The 17,386-nt window shown below is 60.4% G+C and carries 14 protein-coding genes; 7 read left to right on the plus strand and 7 right to left on the minus strand.

Annotation, left to right across the window (positions count from 1 at the left end):
• The first annotated feature begins 33 nt into the window (after positions 1-33).
• Positions 34-804, plus strand: coding sequence for an AraC family transcriptional regulator (locus OP496_RS00005; RefSeq protein ID WP_280561870.1), 771 nt, complete (start codon positions 34-36; stop codon positions 802-804).
• A 122-nt stretch (positions 805-926) separates the two neighbouring features.
• Here the strand turns inward: OP496_RS00005 and OP496_RS00010 are convergent, their stop codons facing one another.
• Both OP496_RS00010 and OP496_RS00015 read right to left on the minus strand, forming a co-directional pair.
• Complete coding sequence (locus tag OP496_RS00010) at positions 927-1,304, minus strand: histone-like nucleoid-structuring protein, MvaT/MvaU family (protein WP_280561253.1); 378 nt, start codon at positions 1,302-1,304, stop codon at positions 927-929.
• Between the two features lie 192 nt (positions 1,305-1,496).
• Complete coding sequence (locus tag OP496_RS00015; protein ID WP_280561254.1) at positions 1,497-2,843, minus strand: Na+/H+ antiporter family protein; 1,347 nt, start codon at positions 2,841-2,843, stop codon at positions 1,497-1,499.
• A 461-nt stretch (positions 2,844-3,304) separates the two neighbouring features.
• Between OP496_RS00015 and OP496_RS00020 the strand changes: the two genes are divergently transcribed.
• The 5 genes from OP496_RS00020 (at position 3,305) to OP496_RS00040 (ending at position 8,159) form a co-directional block, all read left to right on the plus strand.
• Positions 3,305-4,663 (plus strand): hypothetical protein, encoded by a 1,359-nt coding sequence (locus OP496_RS00020; protein ID WP_280561255.1) that lies wholly within the window; start codon positions 3,305-3,307, stop codon positions 4,661-4,663.
• A 318-nt stretch (positions 4,664-4,981) separates the two neighbouring features.
• Positions 4,982-5,632 carry a GGDEF domain-containing protein gene (locus tag OP496_RS00025; RefSeq protein WP_280561256.1) on the plus strand — a complete coding sequence of 217 codons (651 nt, stop codon included), beginning with the start codon at positions 4,982-4,984 and terminating at the stop codon, positions 5,630-5,632.
• A gap of 227 nt (positions 5,633-5,859) precedes the next feature.
• Positions 5,860-6,510, plus strand: a complete 651-nt coding sequence (locus OP496_RS00030) for a hypothetical protein (RefSeq protein WP_280561257.1) — start codon at positions 5,860-5,862, stop codon at positions 6,508-6,510.
• The gene (locus OP496_RS00035; protein WP_280561258.1) at positions 6,507-7,247 is read left to right on the plus strand and encodes a DUF3307 domain-containing protein; all 741 of its coding nucleotides are present in this window, start codon (positions 6,507-6,509) and stop codon (positions 7,245-7,247) included. The genes OP496_RS00030 and OP496_RS00035 overlap by 4 nt, the downstream gene beginning before the upstream one ends.
• Before the next feature lie 24 nt (positions 7,248-7,271).
• Complete coding sequence (locus tag OP496_RS00040) at positions 7,272-8,159, plus strand: N-acetylmuramoyl-L-alanine amidase (RefSeq protein WP_280561260.1); 888 nt, start codon at positions 7,272-7,274, stop codon at positions 8,157-8,159.
• Between the two features lie 33 nt (positions 8,160-8,192).
• Here OP496_RS00040 and OP496_RS00045 read toward each other — a convergent pair whose 3' ends face one another.
• Entirely contained in the window at positions 8,193-8,750 is a 558-nt protein-coding gene (locus OP496_RS00045) for a helix-turn-helix domain-containing protein (RefSeq protein ID WP_280561262.1), read from the minus strand.
• A gap of 150 nt (positions 8,751-8,900) precedes the next feature.
• Between OP496_RS00045 and OP496_RS00050 the strand changes: the two genes are divergently transcribed.
• Positions 8,901-10,079 carry a benzoate/H(+) symporter BenE family transporter gene (locus OP496_RS00050; protein ID WP_280561263.1) on the plus strand — a complete coding sequence of 393 codons (1,179 nt, stop codon included), beginning with the start codon at positions 8,901-8,903 and terminating at the stop codon, positions 10,077-10,079.
• A 29-nt stretch (positions 10,080-10,108) separates the two neighbouring features.
• Here OP496_RS00050 and ppc read toward each other — a convergent pair whose 3' ends face one another.
• The 4 genes from ppc to rlmD form a co-directional block, all read right to left on the minus strand.
• On the minus strand, positions 10,109-12,760 hold the full coding sequence (gene ppc, locus OP496_RS00055; RefSeq protein ID WP_280561265.1) for a phosphoenolpyruvate carboxylase: 2,652 nt from the start codon (positions 12,758-12,760) through the stop codon (positions 10,109-10,111).
• A gap of 122 nt (positions 12,761-12,882) precedes the next feature.
• Positions 12,883-13,725 (minus strand): nucleoside triphosphate pyrophosphohydrolase, encoded by an 843-nt coding sequence (gene mazG, locus OP496_RS00060; RefSeq protein ID WP_280561266.1) that lies wholly within the window; start codon positions 13,723-13,725, stop codon positions 12,883-12,885.
• On the minus strand, positions 13,722-15,974 hold the full coding sequence (gene relA, locus OP496_RS00065) for a GTP diphosphokinase (protein ID WP_280561267.1): 2,253 nt from the start codon (positions 15,972-15,974) through the stop codon (positions 13,722-13,724). Before relA ends, mazG begins: the two co-directional genes overlap by 4 nt.
• A complete protein-coding gene (rlmD, locus tag OP496_RS00070; RefSeq protein WP_280561268.1) occupies positions 15,958-17,385 on the minus strand; it encodes a 23S rRNA (uracil(1939)-C(5))-methyltransferase RlmD in 1,428 nt (475 codons plus the stop codon). The genes relA and rlmD overlap by 17 nt, the downstream gene beginning before the upstream one ends.
• Between the last annotated feature and the right edge of the window lies 1 nt (position 17,386).

Genomic DNA, 17,386 nt, shown 5'->3' on the forward strand with positions numbered 1-17,386 from the left:
ACTGCGGCCTTACGTTCTTCGGAGTACCTTGGCATGGAAGCTCTCATACCACCCTCTCTGAGTGGGATTCAGGCGAAATCGCCATCTGGACAACTAGGCTGGCAGAGAGGGATCTCGCCCGGCCGTTATCGCGACTCACTGCGGCTGGAACGCGCGGCCTTGCTGCTATGCCGAACGCCAATGCAGGTACTCGATATCGCCATCAGTTGTGGCTATCGCAGCCACGCTATTTTCACGCGTGCTTTTCATGGCTACTTCGGCGTATCGCCCAGCGACTATCGACGTCGCTTTCATGACCGCTTGCGCGACACGATTACACGGCGCGCCCCCGAGGCGTTGACGATCGAGGCGCGACCACAGATCCGTTGTTTCTTGACGCGGCATTACGGCGATGTACCGATGAGGGATCAGCCTTCCTTGTGGCGCCACTACGCACAACCATGGCGCCATCACTTGAAGGGGTGCGAGGTCACGCGAACCTGGATATATCACGATGATCCGAATATCACCCCCGCGGGCAGGATGCGGATCGACTTCGGTTTCAAGGTCGAAGGCGACTGTATGACACCTCCCGCAATGGCATTTAGGCAGGTCCGCATTCCTGCCAGACGGCAGGTCAAGATGCATGTGGCGGGTAGGGAGAACATCGCCGGCGCATTTGCTCACCTACTTTATGAGTGGCTACCCACGCATAATGAGTGGTTGAGTGGCGAACCGGTCATGGTGACGTGGCGGGAAACCTCATCACCACATGCGCAGCTCGAAAGGTTTGAACTGGGCGTGCCGCTCTTGACGATTCATTAATTCCCCGGTTCACCACAAGGCAAATAAAAAGGCTGATGCTCTAGAGCATCAGCCTTTTTCAGACAGTACGGCTTGGCGTACTTAATGCGCTTTCACTGATAAGCGCTTATCTCGAAGGACGCTTAGTCCTCGACGCGCACCAACCAAGACTCGACGGTCTCGTTGCCGTACTGATCTTTCCACGCCTTGAGCGTTTTTTGGTTACCACCCCGTGTTTCCACCACTTCACCGGTGTTGGGGTTCTTGTAGATCTTCAGCTTGCGCTTGCGGCGCCCGCCGGTGTTTGCCTGAGACGCTGACTCGGGACGAGAAGCCGGCTGCGGATCGAGCATTTCGATAACGGCGGCAGGCGTCTTGTCGTACTCTTTCATCAAGGCTTCGAGCTTTTCCTTGAACTCCAGCTCAGATGTCAGGCGCTGGTCCTTTTCCAACTGCTGCAACTCTTCGCTGAGTTGCTTTAGCAGCTGTTCCTTTTTCATGTACTCGCTCAACAGAGACATTTTTTACCTCTAGACAGTTGGGATGCCGCTATATTATCTCTATTTCTTTGCTTATTGCCAAGTCCTGTCTTTGTTTTTTAGTTATCCCAGCTCAAGCTTTGCCTTTTTCAGTCGCCTTTAATGCCTTCAAGCACGTTGGGCAACACTACTACGCCGCCCTTAAGCCGTTCCTTAAAATGGGCAAGCGCTCATTTAAAGCCACATTGCCGCTAGCCATCCAAAGACAATGAGCGGGATGTTGTAATGAATGAAGGTGGGAACGACCGAGTCCCAGATGTGGTCGTGCTGGCGGTCGACATTGAGCCCCGAGGTCGGCCCGAGCGTCGAATCGGACGCCGGCGAGCCGGCATCGCCCAACGCGGCGGCGGAGCCTACCAACGCCACCGTGGCCATGGGCGAGAAGCCGAACTGCACGGCTAGCGGAACGTAGATCGCGGCGATGATGGGAATCGTCGAAAACGACGAGCCGATCCCCAGCGTGATGAACAAACCAACTAACAACATGATCAATGCGGCGAGCCCTTGATGGTCACCGATAATGGCGAAGGCATTTTCAACCAGCGTGTCGATATCGCCCGTGGCTTGCATGACCGAGGCAAACCCCGCCGCCGTGATCATGATGAAGCCGATCAATGCCATCATGCGCATTCCGCTGGTGAAAAGATCATCGGCTTCACGCCATTTGAAGATGCCGCCCAGCGATAACAGGGCGAAACCGACGAGCCCACCCATAATCATCGAACCGCTATACAGTTGAATCGACAAGGCGGCGACGATAGCCACGACGGCCATCACCAATCCACGAGTGTGGAGACTGACCTCACCGGAATGATTCGGTGCGTTACTCGTCACGACATCGCGCACTTCATAATCTCGCGGCTTGCGATAGGAATAGAACACAGCCACCAAGAGCCCCAGCGCCATACCAGCGACCGGAATTCCCATCGCCAGCGGCACCATGCCACGCGTTACTTCAAGCCCCACGGCCTCACCCGCCGAATTGATGTTGGCCAACAGAATATCGTTGAGGAAAATCGCCCCGAACCCGACAGGTAACAGCATATAGGGCGCCGTCAGGCCAAAAGTCAGAACGCACGCCACCATGCGTCGATCCAGACGCAGGGGATTGATGATCTTGAGCAGCGGCGGGACCAGAATGGGAATGAAGGCAATATGCACGGGAATCAGGTTCTGCGAGCAAATCGCCACCAATAGCAAGGCTACGAGCAGGATGTATTTCACCGCCGATTGGCGTTTATATGACGCTTCGTGCCCGAGCAGACGAATCAAGCGTTGAGCCAACAAGTCGGGAAGCCCTGAGCGTGAAATCGCCACCGCGAACGCCCCCAGCGTTGCATAGGCCAGCGCCACCTTGGCGCCGCCTCCCACGCCATCGTTGAACGCCGCCAGCGTGTCCTCGAGCCCCAGACCGCCGACCAGGCCACCCACCAAGGCGCCCACTATAAGCGCAAACACTACCGATACTCGCGCCAATGCGAGCCCCACCATGACCAGAACGGCCAAAATAACCGCGTTCATTGCCGTGTTCCCGTTGAGTGTGTTGTATCAAAAGTGCGGAATATTAACAGAAGTGGCCATCAGAAGCGGTCATCAATAGCAGCTATCAAAGGTCGCCATCAGAAGTAGCTATCAGAGGTAACCATGAAAACGTCATATCCGTGACGCGACATTGCCCTTCATAAGCGCTCATACGGGGGTTTTCCTACCATTCCATAACACCTGTTTATGTAACGGCAGATTTTCGGTATGATGCGCTCCATAATTAAAAATGAAGAAAATTCAGGGAACGTTTGAACCGCATACCACTACATGGTTTGCCATCGCTCAATGCCCCCCACTCGCAGGGTGAATGCGCCTTCGTGCATCCCATGAACGAGGGGTCATGTGATACCCGGTTCGATGTTTCCTTGACGTCAGTTCGCAAGGGCGACCCAGCCCATTCGACGACTCACGACCCTAAGTAGGAAACGGAGAAAAAAGTGGCACAACTATCATTCAAGGCAGCCGGCCTCGCCATGGGCGTTACCGGCACACTGGCTTTTGCTGCACCGGCTTTGGCACAACAAGACACCGAGGCCATGCAGCGTCAGTTGGATGCCCTGCGCGCACAAGTCGAGCGCATGGAGCAGCAACTGGAAGCTCAGCAGTCGACCACCACTGCCGACAGCAGCCAGGCAAGTTCGCAGACGCGTGATCTGGCCGAGGAAAACCGCTCGCTGATCGACTCGATCCAGAATTCCCAGTTCAGCGGTACGCTCCAGTTGAAAGGCGTTTACAACGACTGGAATACAGCCGACAAGGACACCGCCGGCGACATGGACTTCGGCAAGTTCGTGCTCGGTGTCGACGGTCAGCATGGCAATTTCCTGTATTCGTTCGAGTATCGCTTCTACGACGGTTACCAGTTTCTCAAGAAGGGCTGGATGGGCTATCAGGCCAGCGATAACGACACCGTCAAGGTGGGTCTGGTCCAGACACCGTTCGGCAACATGGATTACGGCTATCTGGGCTGGTACGGCAACCTGCCTTATCTTGCCGGTTTCAACGACAACCAGAACGCGGGTATCAAGTGGGATCACACCCAGGGCGCCTGGAATACCTCACTGGCCTTCTTCAAGAGCGATCAGCTAGGTGATAGCAATGAGCACTACGGTGCCAACGCCATCGGCGGTACCACTGATGCCACTTATGAAGACAATGGCGATCTCGACACACGCGGCAATCAAGGCAATACCGAAGAAAATCAGGTAGCTGCGCGTGTCGCCTATACCTTCGGTCAGGGCACCGACTACACCACCGAGATCAACTTCTCGGCCAAGGGCGGTCAACTCTATAACAACCAGACCAACGACAGCGGCAGCAACTGGCAAGCCGCCGTGGGCTTGAACGGCAGCTACGGTTCCTGGCTGACGCAACTGCAGGCCACCGCCTACGAATACGATGCCGAGAATCCCGACGTCGAAGAAAGCGGTATCTCCGATGATGTGATTCAGATTGGCGCATTTGGCTTCAACTATCTGATTCCCGCCGAAGGCCAAATGTACTCCGCCAGCGTGGGTTACAGCATGAACGTCGACTGGGGTGACATCGACAATGTCTACTTCTACAACGACTTCAGCTATGTCAGCCCGAACGGCGATTATTCGCCGAACAAGGGCGGCTTCGGCGAGAATGCTGACGACCCGATGCTCAACGACTTGGGCATGAAGGTCACCGCCGGCCCCTACTACGCCTGGTTCAGTGTTGTTTCCAACAAGAACGCGCTTGGTTACTTCGGTTCGCCGGACGATGATGGCTGGCACACCAGCCTGCAGACCAACTTCGGTCTCAACTTCTAAGAAGACCTCTCTTGACTAGCTGACGTTTTAGCGCCCCGCTCTCCATGAGCGGGGCTTTTTTATGTCCTGAATTCAACTAATACGTACGTCACCTGCTCACAGGGAATGCAGCACGTCGCTTAGCACCGCACTGCACCGGACGCCCCCATTCGACTTTTCGAACAAAGCCTAGCTTTTATTAAATCGATACTTTACAAGATAACCGACACTTCGATACCTGGTTGGCCTTACACCATTTTCAAACGACCGTCCCACCTGATGTGAGTCAACTCACAGGAAGCTAATTTTATTTTACTTATAAGATACCTTACCCACCTCATGATGACGACTTATCTCACCGAACGTCACGATGAAGTCGGCGAGCTGACACGCCAATTCCAGCAGTTGGTCGAGGACCTCAAGACACACAATGCTCAATTGCTGGAACAATCACTGGTCGATCCGCTCACGAAACTGGGCAATCGCCGCATGCTGGAAAACCGTATCGATGTCGCCCTACCACTGACGCGCCGCTTGGATTGTGCGGTGTCGGTGTTGATGATGGATGTCGACCATTTCAAACCTTATAACGACTACTACGGCCATCCAGCCGGCGATGAATGCCTAGTGCAGATCTCTGGCGTATTGCGCGATACCTTCCGCCGTGAAACGGATATCGTCGTTCGTTTGGGCGGCGAGGAGTTTCTCGTCTTGCTCATCGATACCCCCAGCCAAGAGGCCTGGCGCTTGGCCGATGCCACGCGTAGCATGATCCAGGCCATGGGAATACCTCATGAATACTCGCCCACCGCCGACGTAGTGACCGTCAGCGTGGGGGGCGTCACCAGCCCACCCGGCACCAGCGCGGACATCGACGACATGATCGCCTGCGCCGATGAAGCCCTGTATTCCTGCAAGGCCCAAGGCCGCAATACCACCCAGGCGCAGATGCTCTCATCCCCCGCCGAGGCACTTGAAACGCAAGCCTGATAGCATCCGACCGGGAATGCCAGGGCGACAGATACCATGATCACCATCCCGCTCTACTGACACGGTGGTACCTTGCAGGGTTCGTCTGCCTCAATTACTGTATATAATTACAGAACATACAGTATCGTGCCAGCCTAGCAAAAAATCGTATAATTTTACGATTACCTAGACTTATATAATTATTATACTATTATTGCCATATATCGTATTTAAAGGCGATAAAAGACATGAATGAAACCCCGCTCGGCGTACTGACCGGCGACATCGTCGGGTCACGCCGCATCAAGGATCACACACGGCTCGATCAAGCGCTCGAGAGCGCACTAGGACTCCTCGAATCGCAATACGGGGCATACGTGGACCGCTACCGAGGCGATGGCTTTCAAGTCGCCTTGCGCTCACCCGCGCAGGTTATGACGGCCGCCGTACTGGCTCGTGCCGCGTTGATACGGCACTCCCCTTCTCGACGCGAGACCTGGGACGCCCGCATCGCAGTGGCGGTCGGTCCGGGGCATTTACCCGAGGCGGGACGTTTCGCCTCGGCCAATGGCGAGGTTTACGTGCGCTCCGGCCAGGCCCTGGATGCCTTGAGCGAGGGCGATACACGCTTTGCGCTGTCATTGCTCAAGCCCGATGACACCCTGGCCCTGTTGACCCGCTTCGCCGATGCCATCATTCAGGGCTGGACCCATAACGCCGCCGAAGTGACGTACTGGCAACTGCAGCAGGCCGAAACCCAGAAGGCTTTGGCCGAACGTCTCGAACGCGCGCAATCGACTATCCATCAGCGCTTGCACGCCGCACGTTGGCCGCTGATCGAAGAGTATCTCACGCATGTCGGCCAGCGTATCGCCACCATCTTGGAGGCTCCGCGATGATCGGTTCGCCCTTGACCACGCTATTGCTGTTGCTGATCGCGCATCTGGCCGGTGACTTTCTGCTCCAGAGCGCTGCCTGGGTTCGCGACAAGAACGCTCGTCGCCAGCGTTCCCGAGCCCTTTACTTGCATGCCGGCGTGCATGGCGCGTTGGCCTGGCTGGTATTCATCAGTTCTCAATCCCTTGCCACCGCTATGCTAGGGGCGGTTTTCATCGCGGTCACGCATCTCGTCATCGATGCCTTCAAGACCCACGCCCCGGCCGAACGCATACGTTACTTCGTCGTCGATCAGGCCCTGCATGTCACCGTGCTCGTCATCACCTGGGCATGGCTGGTCGATGACGGCGCTTGGCTCGGCCAGGCCATCGCATGGCTACTGCATCCACGGACCCTGCTGGTGGCCTTGGCGTATTTGATCGTCATGCGGCCGTTCTCGATTCTCATCGCTCTGATCATGCGGCGTTGGAGCCATAGCGTGGACAACAGCGGCACGCTCGCCGATGCGGGCGCGCGGATCGGCATGCTCGAGCGGTTTCTGGTGCTGACATTCGTGCTGGCTGGCCAGCTCGTGCCCATCGGATTCCTGCTGGCTGCCAAGTCAGTATTGCGTTTCGGCGATCTACGTGAGGATCGCGACCGCAAGCTCACCGAGTACGTCCTGCTGGGCACCATGCTGAGCTTCTCGTTGACACTCACACTGGGCATACTGATCGCTCACTGGTATGCCGCCCTGTAATACGTCAACGCCGGAGACGCCGCCATGCCGACGTCACGCCTTCATTTGCATCAATCGCCATGGCGACTCTCCGTGCCCTGCCTTCCGCTGGCCTGCATCGTTATCGCCTGCCTGCTCACGCTGACGGCGTGCAGCGGCACACCGACAACCGAATCACGTGACGGCTACCGAGTCGATCATCGTTATCAGTCCAGCGCGCAGAGCAGCCGCGTGCGCCACTTGGTGCTGCATTACACCGACAGCGATGCACGACGTGCGCTCCGCACCCTGACCGGGCCACACGTAAGCTCGCACTATCTGGTGACACGCACGCCGACGGTCTATCAACTGGTCGATGAATCGCGGCGCGCCTGGCATGCCGGGGCCAGCGCCTGGGGGTCGCGTTCGAACCTCAATGACACGTCCATCGGTATCGAAATCGTCAATCGTGGGCCGCGCGATACGTCCCATGGACGCACCTGGACGCCTTATCCCGCACGCCAGATCGATATGCTCATCGACCTGGCGCGGGACGTCATCGAGCGCCACGACATCGCCCCCATGGATGTCGTCGGCCATGCCGATATCGCCCCGCAACGCAAGATCGATCCTGGCCCTCGCTTTCCTTGGTACCGGCTTTATCGCGCGGGCATCGGTGCCTGGCCCGACGCCGACCGCGTCGCGGCTTATCAAGAATACTTCACGCAGCATCCACGGAGCGTGGGGCAGTTACAGCGTGCGTTGGCGGCTTACGGCTACCCGGTGCGTATCACGGGAACCTTCGATGCACTCACGCATGACACCTTGCGTGCCTTTCAGATGCATTTTCGGCCCGCGCGCTACGATGGATTCCCCGATACGCAAAGCGCGGCCATCCTCTGGGCATTGCTGGAGAAATATAGGCCCGAGGCCTTAGAGGACATCCGTAAATAGCACGTCGGTGGTTGAAACGACATGAACACTAACTCAAGTACTCGGGTAATGAATCACGTCGTGAAAGCGGACCACCCGATCGCCAAGGTTACGATAGCCGTGCTCGCGGTCGGCGGCGAAACGGCGCGCCTCGCCGGTGCTGAGCGTGTTCCACGTCCCATCGAGGCCCAGATCCAGCGCACCTTCGAGCACCACGACATGCTCGACAACGCCAGGTTCGTGGGGCGATGACTCGCTACACGCGCCCGGCGCCAGTTCGATCAGGAACATCTCGAAGCACAGGTCCGGGTCGAAGGCGAAGAGCGGTGTTACCGTCATGCCGGCGGCGGCGTCTTCCAATACCGCAGTGGCAGCGTTGTCCGGCGGAGCGCCCTGTATCGAGGCCTGGTCGAAGAACAACGAGAACGATACGCGGAACCCACCCGAGATTTTCCATAACGTTGCCACGGTGGGGCTCGACTCGCCACGCTCGATCTGGCCCAGCATCGCCTTGCTGACGCCCGTCACGTGTGATGCCCGATCCAGGCTCCAGCCTTGCGCGGCGCGCAGCGTCTTGAGTGTCGCGGCGATATGCGGTGTCGGTTCCTGCATATACCTAGCCTCCGATAAACCGTCCTTGGAATGACTGCACCGTGGATTAACTGCACCGTGGATCAATTGTACGTCATCGTCGGCGCTGCTACTGTGCGTTATAACGCACATCATGCCAAAATCCGCCGACCGCCTGAGCAAGGAGCCACCATGCGTCAGCCGTTTTTCCTACGCGATCTTTCCGTCTCGGCTATCGTGGCGGGGTTCGTGGCCGTGCTGGTGAGCTACGCCAGTTCAGCGGTGATCGTCTTTCAAGCGGCCGAGGCCGCCGGCGCCAGCCCCGCACAAATTGGCGGCTGGCTGAGCGTGCTGGGGCTGGGCATGGGCGTCACCTCGTTGGGGTTGTCACTTTACTATCGCGTGCCGGTGCTCACCGCGTGGTCTACCCCCGGCGCGGCGTTACTGGCGACGAGCCTCGGCGACTATACGCTCGCCGAGGCCATCGGCGTGTTCCTGTTCTCGGGGGCACTGATGGTGCTATGCGGGGTCACGGGAATCTTCGCGCGGCTCATGGAGCGCATTCCGCACGCTCTTGCCGCTGCCATGCTCGGGGGAGTATTGCTGCGCTTCGGGCTCGAGGCCTTCGCCTCGCTCGAGGATAACCTGTCCCTGGTAGGCGCCATGTGCATCGCGTATCTGCTGGGGCGGCGCTATTGCCCGCGCTACGCAGTGCTCGGTGTCCTTCTGGCGGGGTTGGCCGTCGCCGGATGGCAAGGCGGCATCGACACGACGCGCGTCACGCTGGCCATCGATATGCCCGAACCGATCGCGCCACGCTTCACACTGTCCTCGCTGATCGGCGTGGGTATTCCGCTATTCGTGGTCAGCATGGCCTCCCAGAACGCGCCGGGGGTGGCCACGTTGCGCGCAGCGGGCTATACGCCCCCGTTGTCACCGTTGATCGCCTGCACGGGATTGGCGACGCTGATATTGGCACCACTGGGCGGTTTCTCGATCTGCCTGGCGGCGATCACCGCTGCCATCTGCATGGGACCCGAGGCGCATCCAGACCCCGGGCGACGCTACATGGCGGCCGCTTGCGCAGGGGCTTTCTACTTGCTGGCGGGCGTCTTCGGCGGTTCCATCGGCACGCTGTTTGCCGCCCTGCCCGGCCCTTTAGTGCTGGCCATCGCGGGGCTGGCGCTATTGACCACCATCGGCGGTAGCCTGCATAACGCCCTGCATGACGCGTCCCAACGTGACGCGGCGCTGGTCACCTTTCTCATCACCGCCTCGGGCGTGACGCTACTGGGTGTCGGCGCGGCGTTCTGGGGCCTCGTCGGCGGCATGCTGACGCGGACGCTGCTGACGCCCGCCCGCCAGTCATGACCAACGTTCGGGGCAAGAAAAAGCAGCACTTACCCGGTATTACGCAGACCCGCGGCGATCCCCGCCATGGTGACCATCAAGGCCCGCGACAGCTCGGGGCTGATCGCGCCGTCAGCGTCGCGGTTACGCTGAAGAAGCTCCGCCTGCAGGCCATGCAAGGGGTCGATATAGGGGTTGCGCACCTCGATGGCCTGGCGAATCAGCGGCGTATGCTCGAGCAGCTCATCCTGGTCGAGAATATCCAGCAACGCCGTGTGCAGATGCGCCAGACGCTCGCGTAGCGACTTGCCCAGGGCTTGCAGCGCCGGTTCATCGACCAGACGGCGCTCGTAATAGGCGGCGATATCCGGGTCAGCCTTGGCCAGCAGCATCTCGAGCATGTCCAGATACGTGCCGAAAAACGGCCAGCGTTCACGCATGTCGCGCAGGCGCTCGCGACCGTCGGGTTCGGCAAGACGCGTGGCGAAGGCTTCGCCGCTGCCCAGCCAGGCCGGCAGCATGAGGCGCGTTTGGGTCCAGGCGAAGATCCAGGGAATCGCGCGCAGCGATTCCACGCCGCCCTCCTGGCGTCGCTTCGCCGGGCGCGAGCCTAGCGGTAGACGGCCCAGCGCGCTTTCCGGCGTCACCGAGCGGAAATAAGGCACGAAGTCGGGGTCCTCGCGCACCACGCCGACGTAGGCACGATGTGCGATATCGGACAGCCGGTCCATTTCCTCGCGCCATGCCGGTTCGGGGTCGGGAGGCGGCAGCAGTGTGGCTTCGAGCACCGCACAGGCGTAGATTTCCATGGAACGCAAGGCGATATCCGGCTGACCGAACTTGAAGCGGATCATCTCGCCCTGCTCGGTGACGCGCAAGCTGCCGTTCACCGAGCCCGGCGGCTGCGAGAGAATTGCCGCATGCGCCGGGCCGCCGCCGCGCCCCACGGTACCACCACGCCCATGGAACAGCGTCAACGCGACGCCGTGCTCGCGGCAGATGCCGACCAGTTGTTCCTGGGCGCGGTACTGAGCCCAGGCGGCAGCCAACTGACCGGCGTCCTTGGCCGAATCCGAATAGCCAATCATGACTTCCTGGCCATCGCCGGCCATGCGCCGGTAGCCCGGCAATGACAGCAATCGGGAGATGACGTCGCCGGCGCGGTTGAGGTCATCGAGCGTCTCGAACAGCGGCGCGATAGGCAGGTGCATGTCGCCGCCGACTTCTTTCATCAAGAGCGCCACCGCCAGCACGTCGGACGGCTGCCCCGCCATGGAGATGACGTAGGTGCCCAGCGCCTCGCGGTGCTCGCGAGCGATGACGCGGAAGGTATCGATGACCTCGCGGGTTTCCGACGAGCAATCCCAGCGCCGAGGAATCAACGGACGCGGTGATTCCAGCTCTTCGAGCAGGAAAGCCTGACGCTGTTCTTCGTCCCACTCGCGGTAGTGACCCAGCCCCAGGCAATCGCTGAGCTCGTCGAAGACCTGAGCATGACGACTGGATTCCTGACGGATATCCAGCTTGGTGAGCGAGACGCCGAATACCGCCACGCGCCGCAGGGTATCCAGCAGGCTGCCGTTGGCGATGGTATCCAGACCCACGTCGCACAACGAGCGATAGCAGGACAACAGCGGCGCATAGAGCTGATCGCGAGTTTCTATGATCGGTACATCGCTGTCGAAGGGACGTCCATCGAGGCGCGCCTTGGCCCAGTCGCGCGTCGCCTCGACCCTTGCCAGCAAGCGCTTGAGCAAGGCCCGATACGGCTCCGGGACACTGCCGACCTCGGCACGCAACGCGCCGTTGGCCTTCCACATCGAGAGCTCCGACTTGAGACGCAACAGGTCGCGGGCATAGAGATCGGCGGCCATCCAGCGGCCCAGCAGCAGGACTTCCTCGGTGACCTTCCCGGTGACGTTGGGATTGCCGTCGCGATCGCCGCCCATCCACGAGGCAAAGCGCAACGGTGCGGCGTCCAGCGGCAAGCGCTCACCGGCGGAGGCCAGCAACAGGTCATCCAGCTCACGATGAAAATCGGGCACCGCTTGCCACAACGAGTTCTCGATCACCGCGAAGCCCCATTTGGCTTCATCTACCGGGGTCGGACGTTCATGGCGAATCTCGTCGGTATGCCAGGCCTGGCCGATCAATTCCTCGAGCCGCCCGCGGGCGCGGTCGGCGATTTCCTCCCGCTCGGTAGCGCCTTCCATGGTGCTCAGGCACTCGTCTATGGCGTCGTACTTGCGGATCAAAGTACGTCGGATGACCTCGGTGGGATGCGCCGTCAGCACCAGTTCCACGCGCATGGCGGCCAGCGTCTCGACCAGCTTGCGCGGCGCATGGCCCGCGCTTCGAATGCGCCCGAACAGTTCGCCGAGATCGGGCTGGGTGCCGGGTTTGTAGTCCTCGACACGACGAAAACGCGCCCGGTAATGCTGCTCGGCGATATTGGAGAAGTTGAGAAACTGATTGAAAGCACGCGTCACCGGCAGCAAATCCTGCTCGGGCAGCGCGCGCAGGTATTCGATCAATTCACGGCGGCCTTCGCTGTCTTCCTGACGCCCTTGCTTGGCCAGGCTGCGAATGGTCTCGATCTTGTCGACGAAGCCGTCGCCCAGGTCATCGGCAATGGTGCGCCCCAGGCTATCGCCGAGGATGCGGACGTTATCGCGCAGCGATTCATGCAAGTCGTGACTCATGATGCCCTCCGTGGTGGATGTGCCGGTCATCTCAGTAACCAACATGGCAAGTCGTTGTCTTGACTATTGTTGTCTTGACTACATTACCCGGGCACGCCGACACCCACAACGGATGTTCTCCCTCAGGACGCAGAGGTTTCGCGGCGCTTGGCGGTTTGCCAGTGACGCTCCAGCTCGTCGAGGGAGGAGGCCTCGAGGGAATCGCCCTGCTCCGCCAGCGCACTCTCCACATGACGAAAGCGGCGCTCGAACTTGCCATTGGCTTCGCGCAGCGCGCGCTCGGGATCGACGTCAAAGCGCCTCGCCAGGTTGGTCACGGCGAACAGCAGATCGCCGATTTCCTCGCGCGCGTGGTCGACGTCCTGCTGCTCTGTGGCCTCCTGGACTTCCGCCAGCTCTTCGCGAATCTTGTCGAAAACGCCCCGCTCATCCGGCCAGTCGAAGCCGCCCCGCGCGGCGCGCTTGGAGAGCTTGGCGCCACGCGACAGGGCCGGCAGCGTGCGCGGCACGTCATCGAGTACCGAGACCGCCTCGCGGGTCTCGCGCTCCTGCGCCTTGAGGGTTTCCCAGCGCGTCTTGACATCCGCCGTTTCGACCTCATCGGCCGAGACGCCAGCAGGACGCCGTGAGTCAAGCGTTCCCTCGGGGAAAACATGCGGATGGCGCGCCACCATCTTGGCGGTCAGCACATCGATGACATCGTGAAAATCGAAGCGCCCTTCCTCGTGCGCGAACTGGCTGTAGTAGACGACCTGAAACAGCAAGTCGCCCAGCTCGCCGGGCAGCTCGTCGAAGGCGCGGCGCTCGATGGCATCGGCCACTTCGTAGGCTTCTTCCAGGGTGTGCGGGACGATGCTGTCCCAGTCCTGCTTGACGTCCCAGGGGCAGCCTTGATCGGCGTCTCGCAACACCGCCATCAACGTCAAAAGATCGTCGAGACCGTAACGCACGGGTGTGTTGCTCATGCCTTCTTGCCTCCTCCACTGCGCAGCCGCTTGACATCGATGACGTTGGGCAACTGCTGAATGCGCGAAAAGATGCGTTCCAGCGCTTCGAGACCGTCGACTTCCAGCGTGATCTTCATACGCGCCAGATTATCGTGCTTATCGGTCAGCGTATTGACCGACAGCACATTGAGGCGATCACTGGTCAGAATATGCGTGACATCACGCAACAACCCCGAGCGATCCCAGGCTTCGATCTCGATATCCACCGGATACTGAGCGCTGGCATTGCCCCACTCGACATCGACGATGCGGCGCGGCTCCTCGGCACGTAGCTGCAGGATATTGGGACAGTCCTGACGGTGGATGGTCACGCCGCGCCCCTGAGTGATATAGCCGACGATCTGATCGCCGGGTACCGGATGGCAGCAATTGGCCATCGAGGTCTTGAGATTGCCGACCCCCAGCACGGTGATGTCGTCCACCGCCGCTTTGGACGAGCGACGCGGCTTGGCCAGCAGGCGGTCGAGTTGTTCCTGATCGTCGGTATCGCCGAAGAGTTGCTGCGCCTGGTGCAGCACTTGCCCGATGCGCAGATCGCCGCCACCGATGGCGGCATACATGTCGTCGACCGTCTGGTAATTGACGGCCTGCGCCAGGGCATCGAAGTCCACGCCCACGATGTCCAGCCGCTTGAATGCCTTCTCGAACAGGCTGCGGCCTTCCTCGATGTTCTGGCTGCGCGCCTGGTACTTGAACCACGACTGGATCTTGGCCCGCGCCCGCGAGGTCTTGACGAAGCCAAGGTTAGGATTGAGCCAGTCACGACTCGGCCCGCCCTTGGTCGCGGTGAGGATCTCGACCTGCTGCCCGGTTTCGAGTTGATAGGTCAATGGCACGATGCGGCCATCGACCTTGGCGCCCCGGCAAAGATGACCGATCTCGGTGTGCACGCGATAGGCGAAATCGATGGGCGTGGCAATCTTGGGCATGTCGATGACATGGCCGTCCGGTGTAAAGACGTAGATACGGTCCGGCGCCACATCGCTGGTGAGCCCCTCGCTCAAGTCGCCCAGCTCGCCGACTTCTTCCTGCCATTCGAGCACCTGGCGCAACCAGGCGATCTTCTCCTCGTAGCTGCGGCTTTTCGAGTCGACATCGTGGCCCTTGTAACGCCAGTGGGCACAGACACCGAGCTCGGCCTCCTCGTGCATGGCGAAGGTACGGATCTGAATCTCCAGTACCTTGTTTTCAGGGCCAATCACGGCGGTGTGCAGCGATTGGTAGCCATTGCGCTTGGGGTTGGCGATGTAATCGTCGAATTCATGCGGCACGTGATGCCAGTTCGAATGCACGATGCCCAATGCGGTGTAGCAGTCGGCGACTTCCGGCACCAGAACGCGCACCGCGCGCACGTCGTAGACCTGCGAGAAGTCAATGTGCTTGCGCTGCATCTTGCGCCAGATCGAATAGATATGCTTGGCACGGCCATCGACATCGTATTGCTGGATGCCTTGCTGATCGAGCAATCCCTTGAGGGTTTCCACCACGTCATGGATGTAGCGGTCGCGGTCGAGGCGCTTCTCGGCCAGCTGCTTGGCGATGATCTTGTAATCGCTCTCTTGCAGATAGCGGAACGACAGGTCCTCGAGCTCCCACTTGAGCTGCCCGATACCCAGGCGGTGGGCCAGCGGCGCGTAGATATCGAAGACCTCGCGCGCCACCCGCAGACGCTTGTCGCGCGGCGCATCGCGCACCATGCGCAGCGCACAGGTACGCTCGGCGATCTTGATCAAGGCGACGCGTACGTCGTCGACCATCGCCACCAGCATCTTGCGCAGGTTTTCCTGCTGATTGTGCTGCGATAACCCCTGACGCGGCGCTTGCAATTGGCTGATCGCTGCCATGTGCAGCACACCGTCGATCAGCGAGGCCACTTCCGAGCCAAAGCGCTTCTCGATGGCCTCCAGCGTGATCAGCCCTTCGCGCACCACGCGATACAGTACTGCCGCTTCGAGAATTGCCTGATCGAGCTTGAGCTCGCCGAGGATATCGGCCATTTCCAGACCGGTACGGAAGCTCGAAGCCGGCTCGGCCCAATTGTGGTGCGGTTTCTCGGCGTTACAGGCCAGATGTCGGGCAAGCTCGCAGGCCTCGTGCATCTCCGCGACATCGCGTAGTGCGATATCGTCCTGGAGGCGCTGCAACCACAATGCGATATCGACATCGCCGGTCTGCGTCAGCGGCTGGTCTTCACGGACCTTGACCATGATCTTCCCTTTCTACGGACATGGACCGACCGCGCGACGACTCGCGGGTCAGCAACAGCATGGACTCCAAGTGTGCGGTGTGCGGAAACATATCGACCACCGCGGCACGTTCGATGCGGTAACCACCTTGCACAAGATGTGCCATATCCCGCGCCAGCGCGGCGGGATCGCACGACACATACAGCACCTTTTCCACTGGCTGCTCGGCAAGCCCCCGACACAGCGCTTCGGCACCGCCACGTGGCGGGTCGAGCACGACCCAGTCGACATCGTCGACATCGGGCATGCGCGTGGTCAGATCGGTCTGATGTGCCTCGACATGGTGCAAACCGGCACGGCGCGCGTTGTCGGCCAGGCGCTCGGCCATCGCCGGGCTGCCTTCGATGCCGCTGATCGCCGCCACATGCGGCGATAGCGCCAGCGTAAAGTTGCCCACGCCGGCGAACAGATCGAGCACCCGTTCGTGCCCTCGTGGTGCAAGCCAGCGTAGCGCCGTGCGTACCAACTGGGCATTGACCTCGGCGTTGATCTGCAGGAAATCGCCCGGCGCGCATCCCAATTGCAAGGTGGTGTCGTCCAGCGTCAGCGTGACGTGCAGCGTCTCGCCAAACGGCGCATGCAGCCAGCGCCGCGTGGGTGAGTCACGCCCCACTTGCCAGATCAGAGTGATATCGCGTTCGGCGGCGAAACGTTGCCAACGGGCTTCGTCACCGGGCACATCGCGCAATTGACGTATCACCACACAGGCGCCTTCGGCGGTGGCGAGCAGTTCGATGTGGCCAACGCGGCGTGGCGCCTCCAGTGTGGTCAGGCATTCGCGCAGCGGCGCAATCAAGTCCGAGAGTGCGGGCTCGAGCACCATGCAGTTGTCGATATCGACCAGGTGTTCACTGCCCCGTGCTCGAAAGCCGAGATGCGGCGTTCCCTCGGCATCGCATTTGACGCCCAGGCGAGCGCGACGCCGATAGCCCAGGCCTTCGCCGGCCAAGCGCTGCACCTCGGGGAGGTCGAGCCCCTGACGCGTGAACAGTTCCTCGAGCGTGCGCTGTTTATGGGTGCGCTGCTCTGCGAGCGCCAGATGCTGCAAGTCACAACCGCCGCAACGCCCGTAGTATGCGCAAGGCGGTGTCACCCGCTGTGGAGAGGGTTCGAGACACTCGACGACATGCGCCTCATCGAAGCGCTTGCGCTGACGATGCACGGCGATGCGCACACGCTCGCCGGGGAGCGCTTGATCGACGAACACCGTCTTGCCATGCGGGTCGCGTGCCACGCCACGACCATCATGCGCCAGGCGCTCGATGGTCAACGTATCTGCCGACTCGCCACTACGCGGCGCATTCGTCCCATTTTCTCTACGCACACGGTTTGTGGCGGCGCGCGGTGGACGCCGTTTGCCCAGCATCGCCATC

Source organism: Chromohalobacter sp. 48-RD10 (assembly GCF_029889785.1).
Lineage (GTDB): Bacteria > Pseudomonadota > Gammaproteobacteria > Pseudomonadales > Halomonadaceae > Chromohalobacter.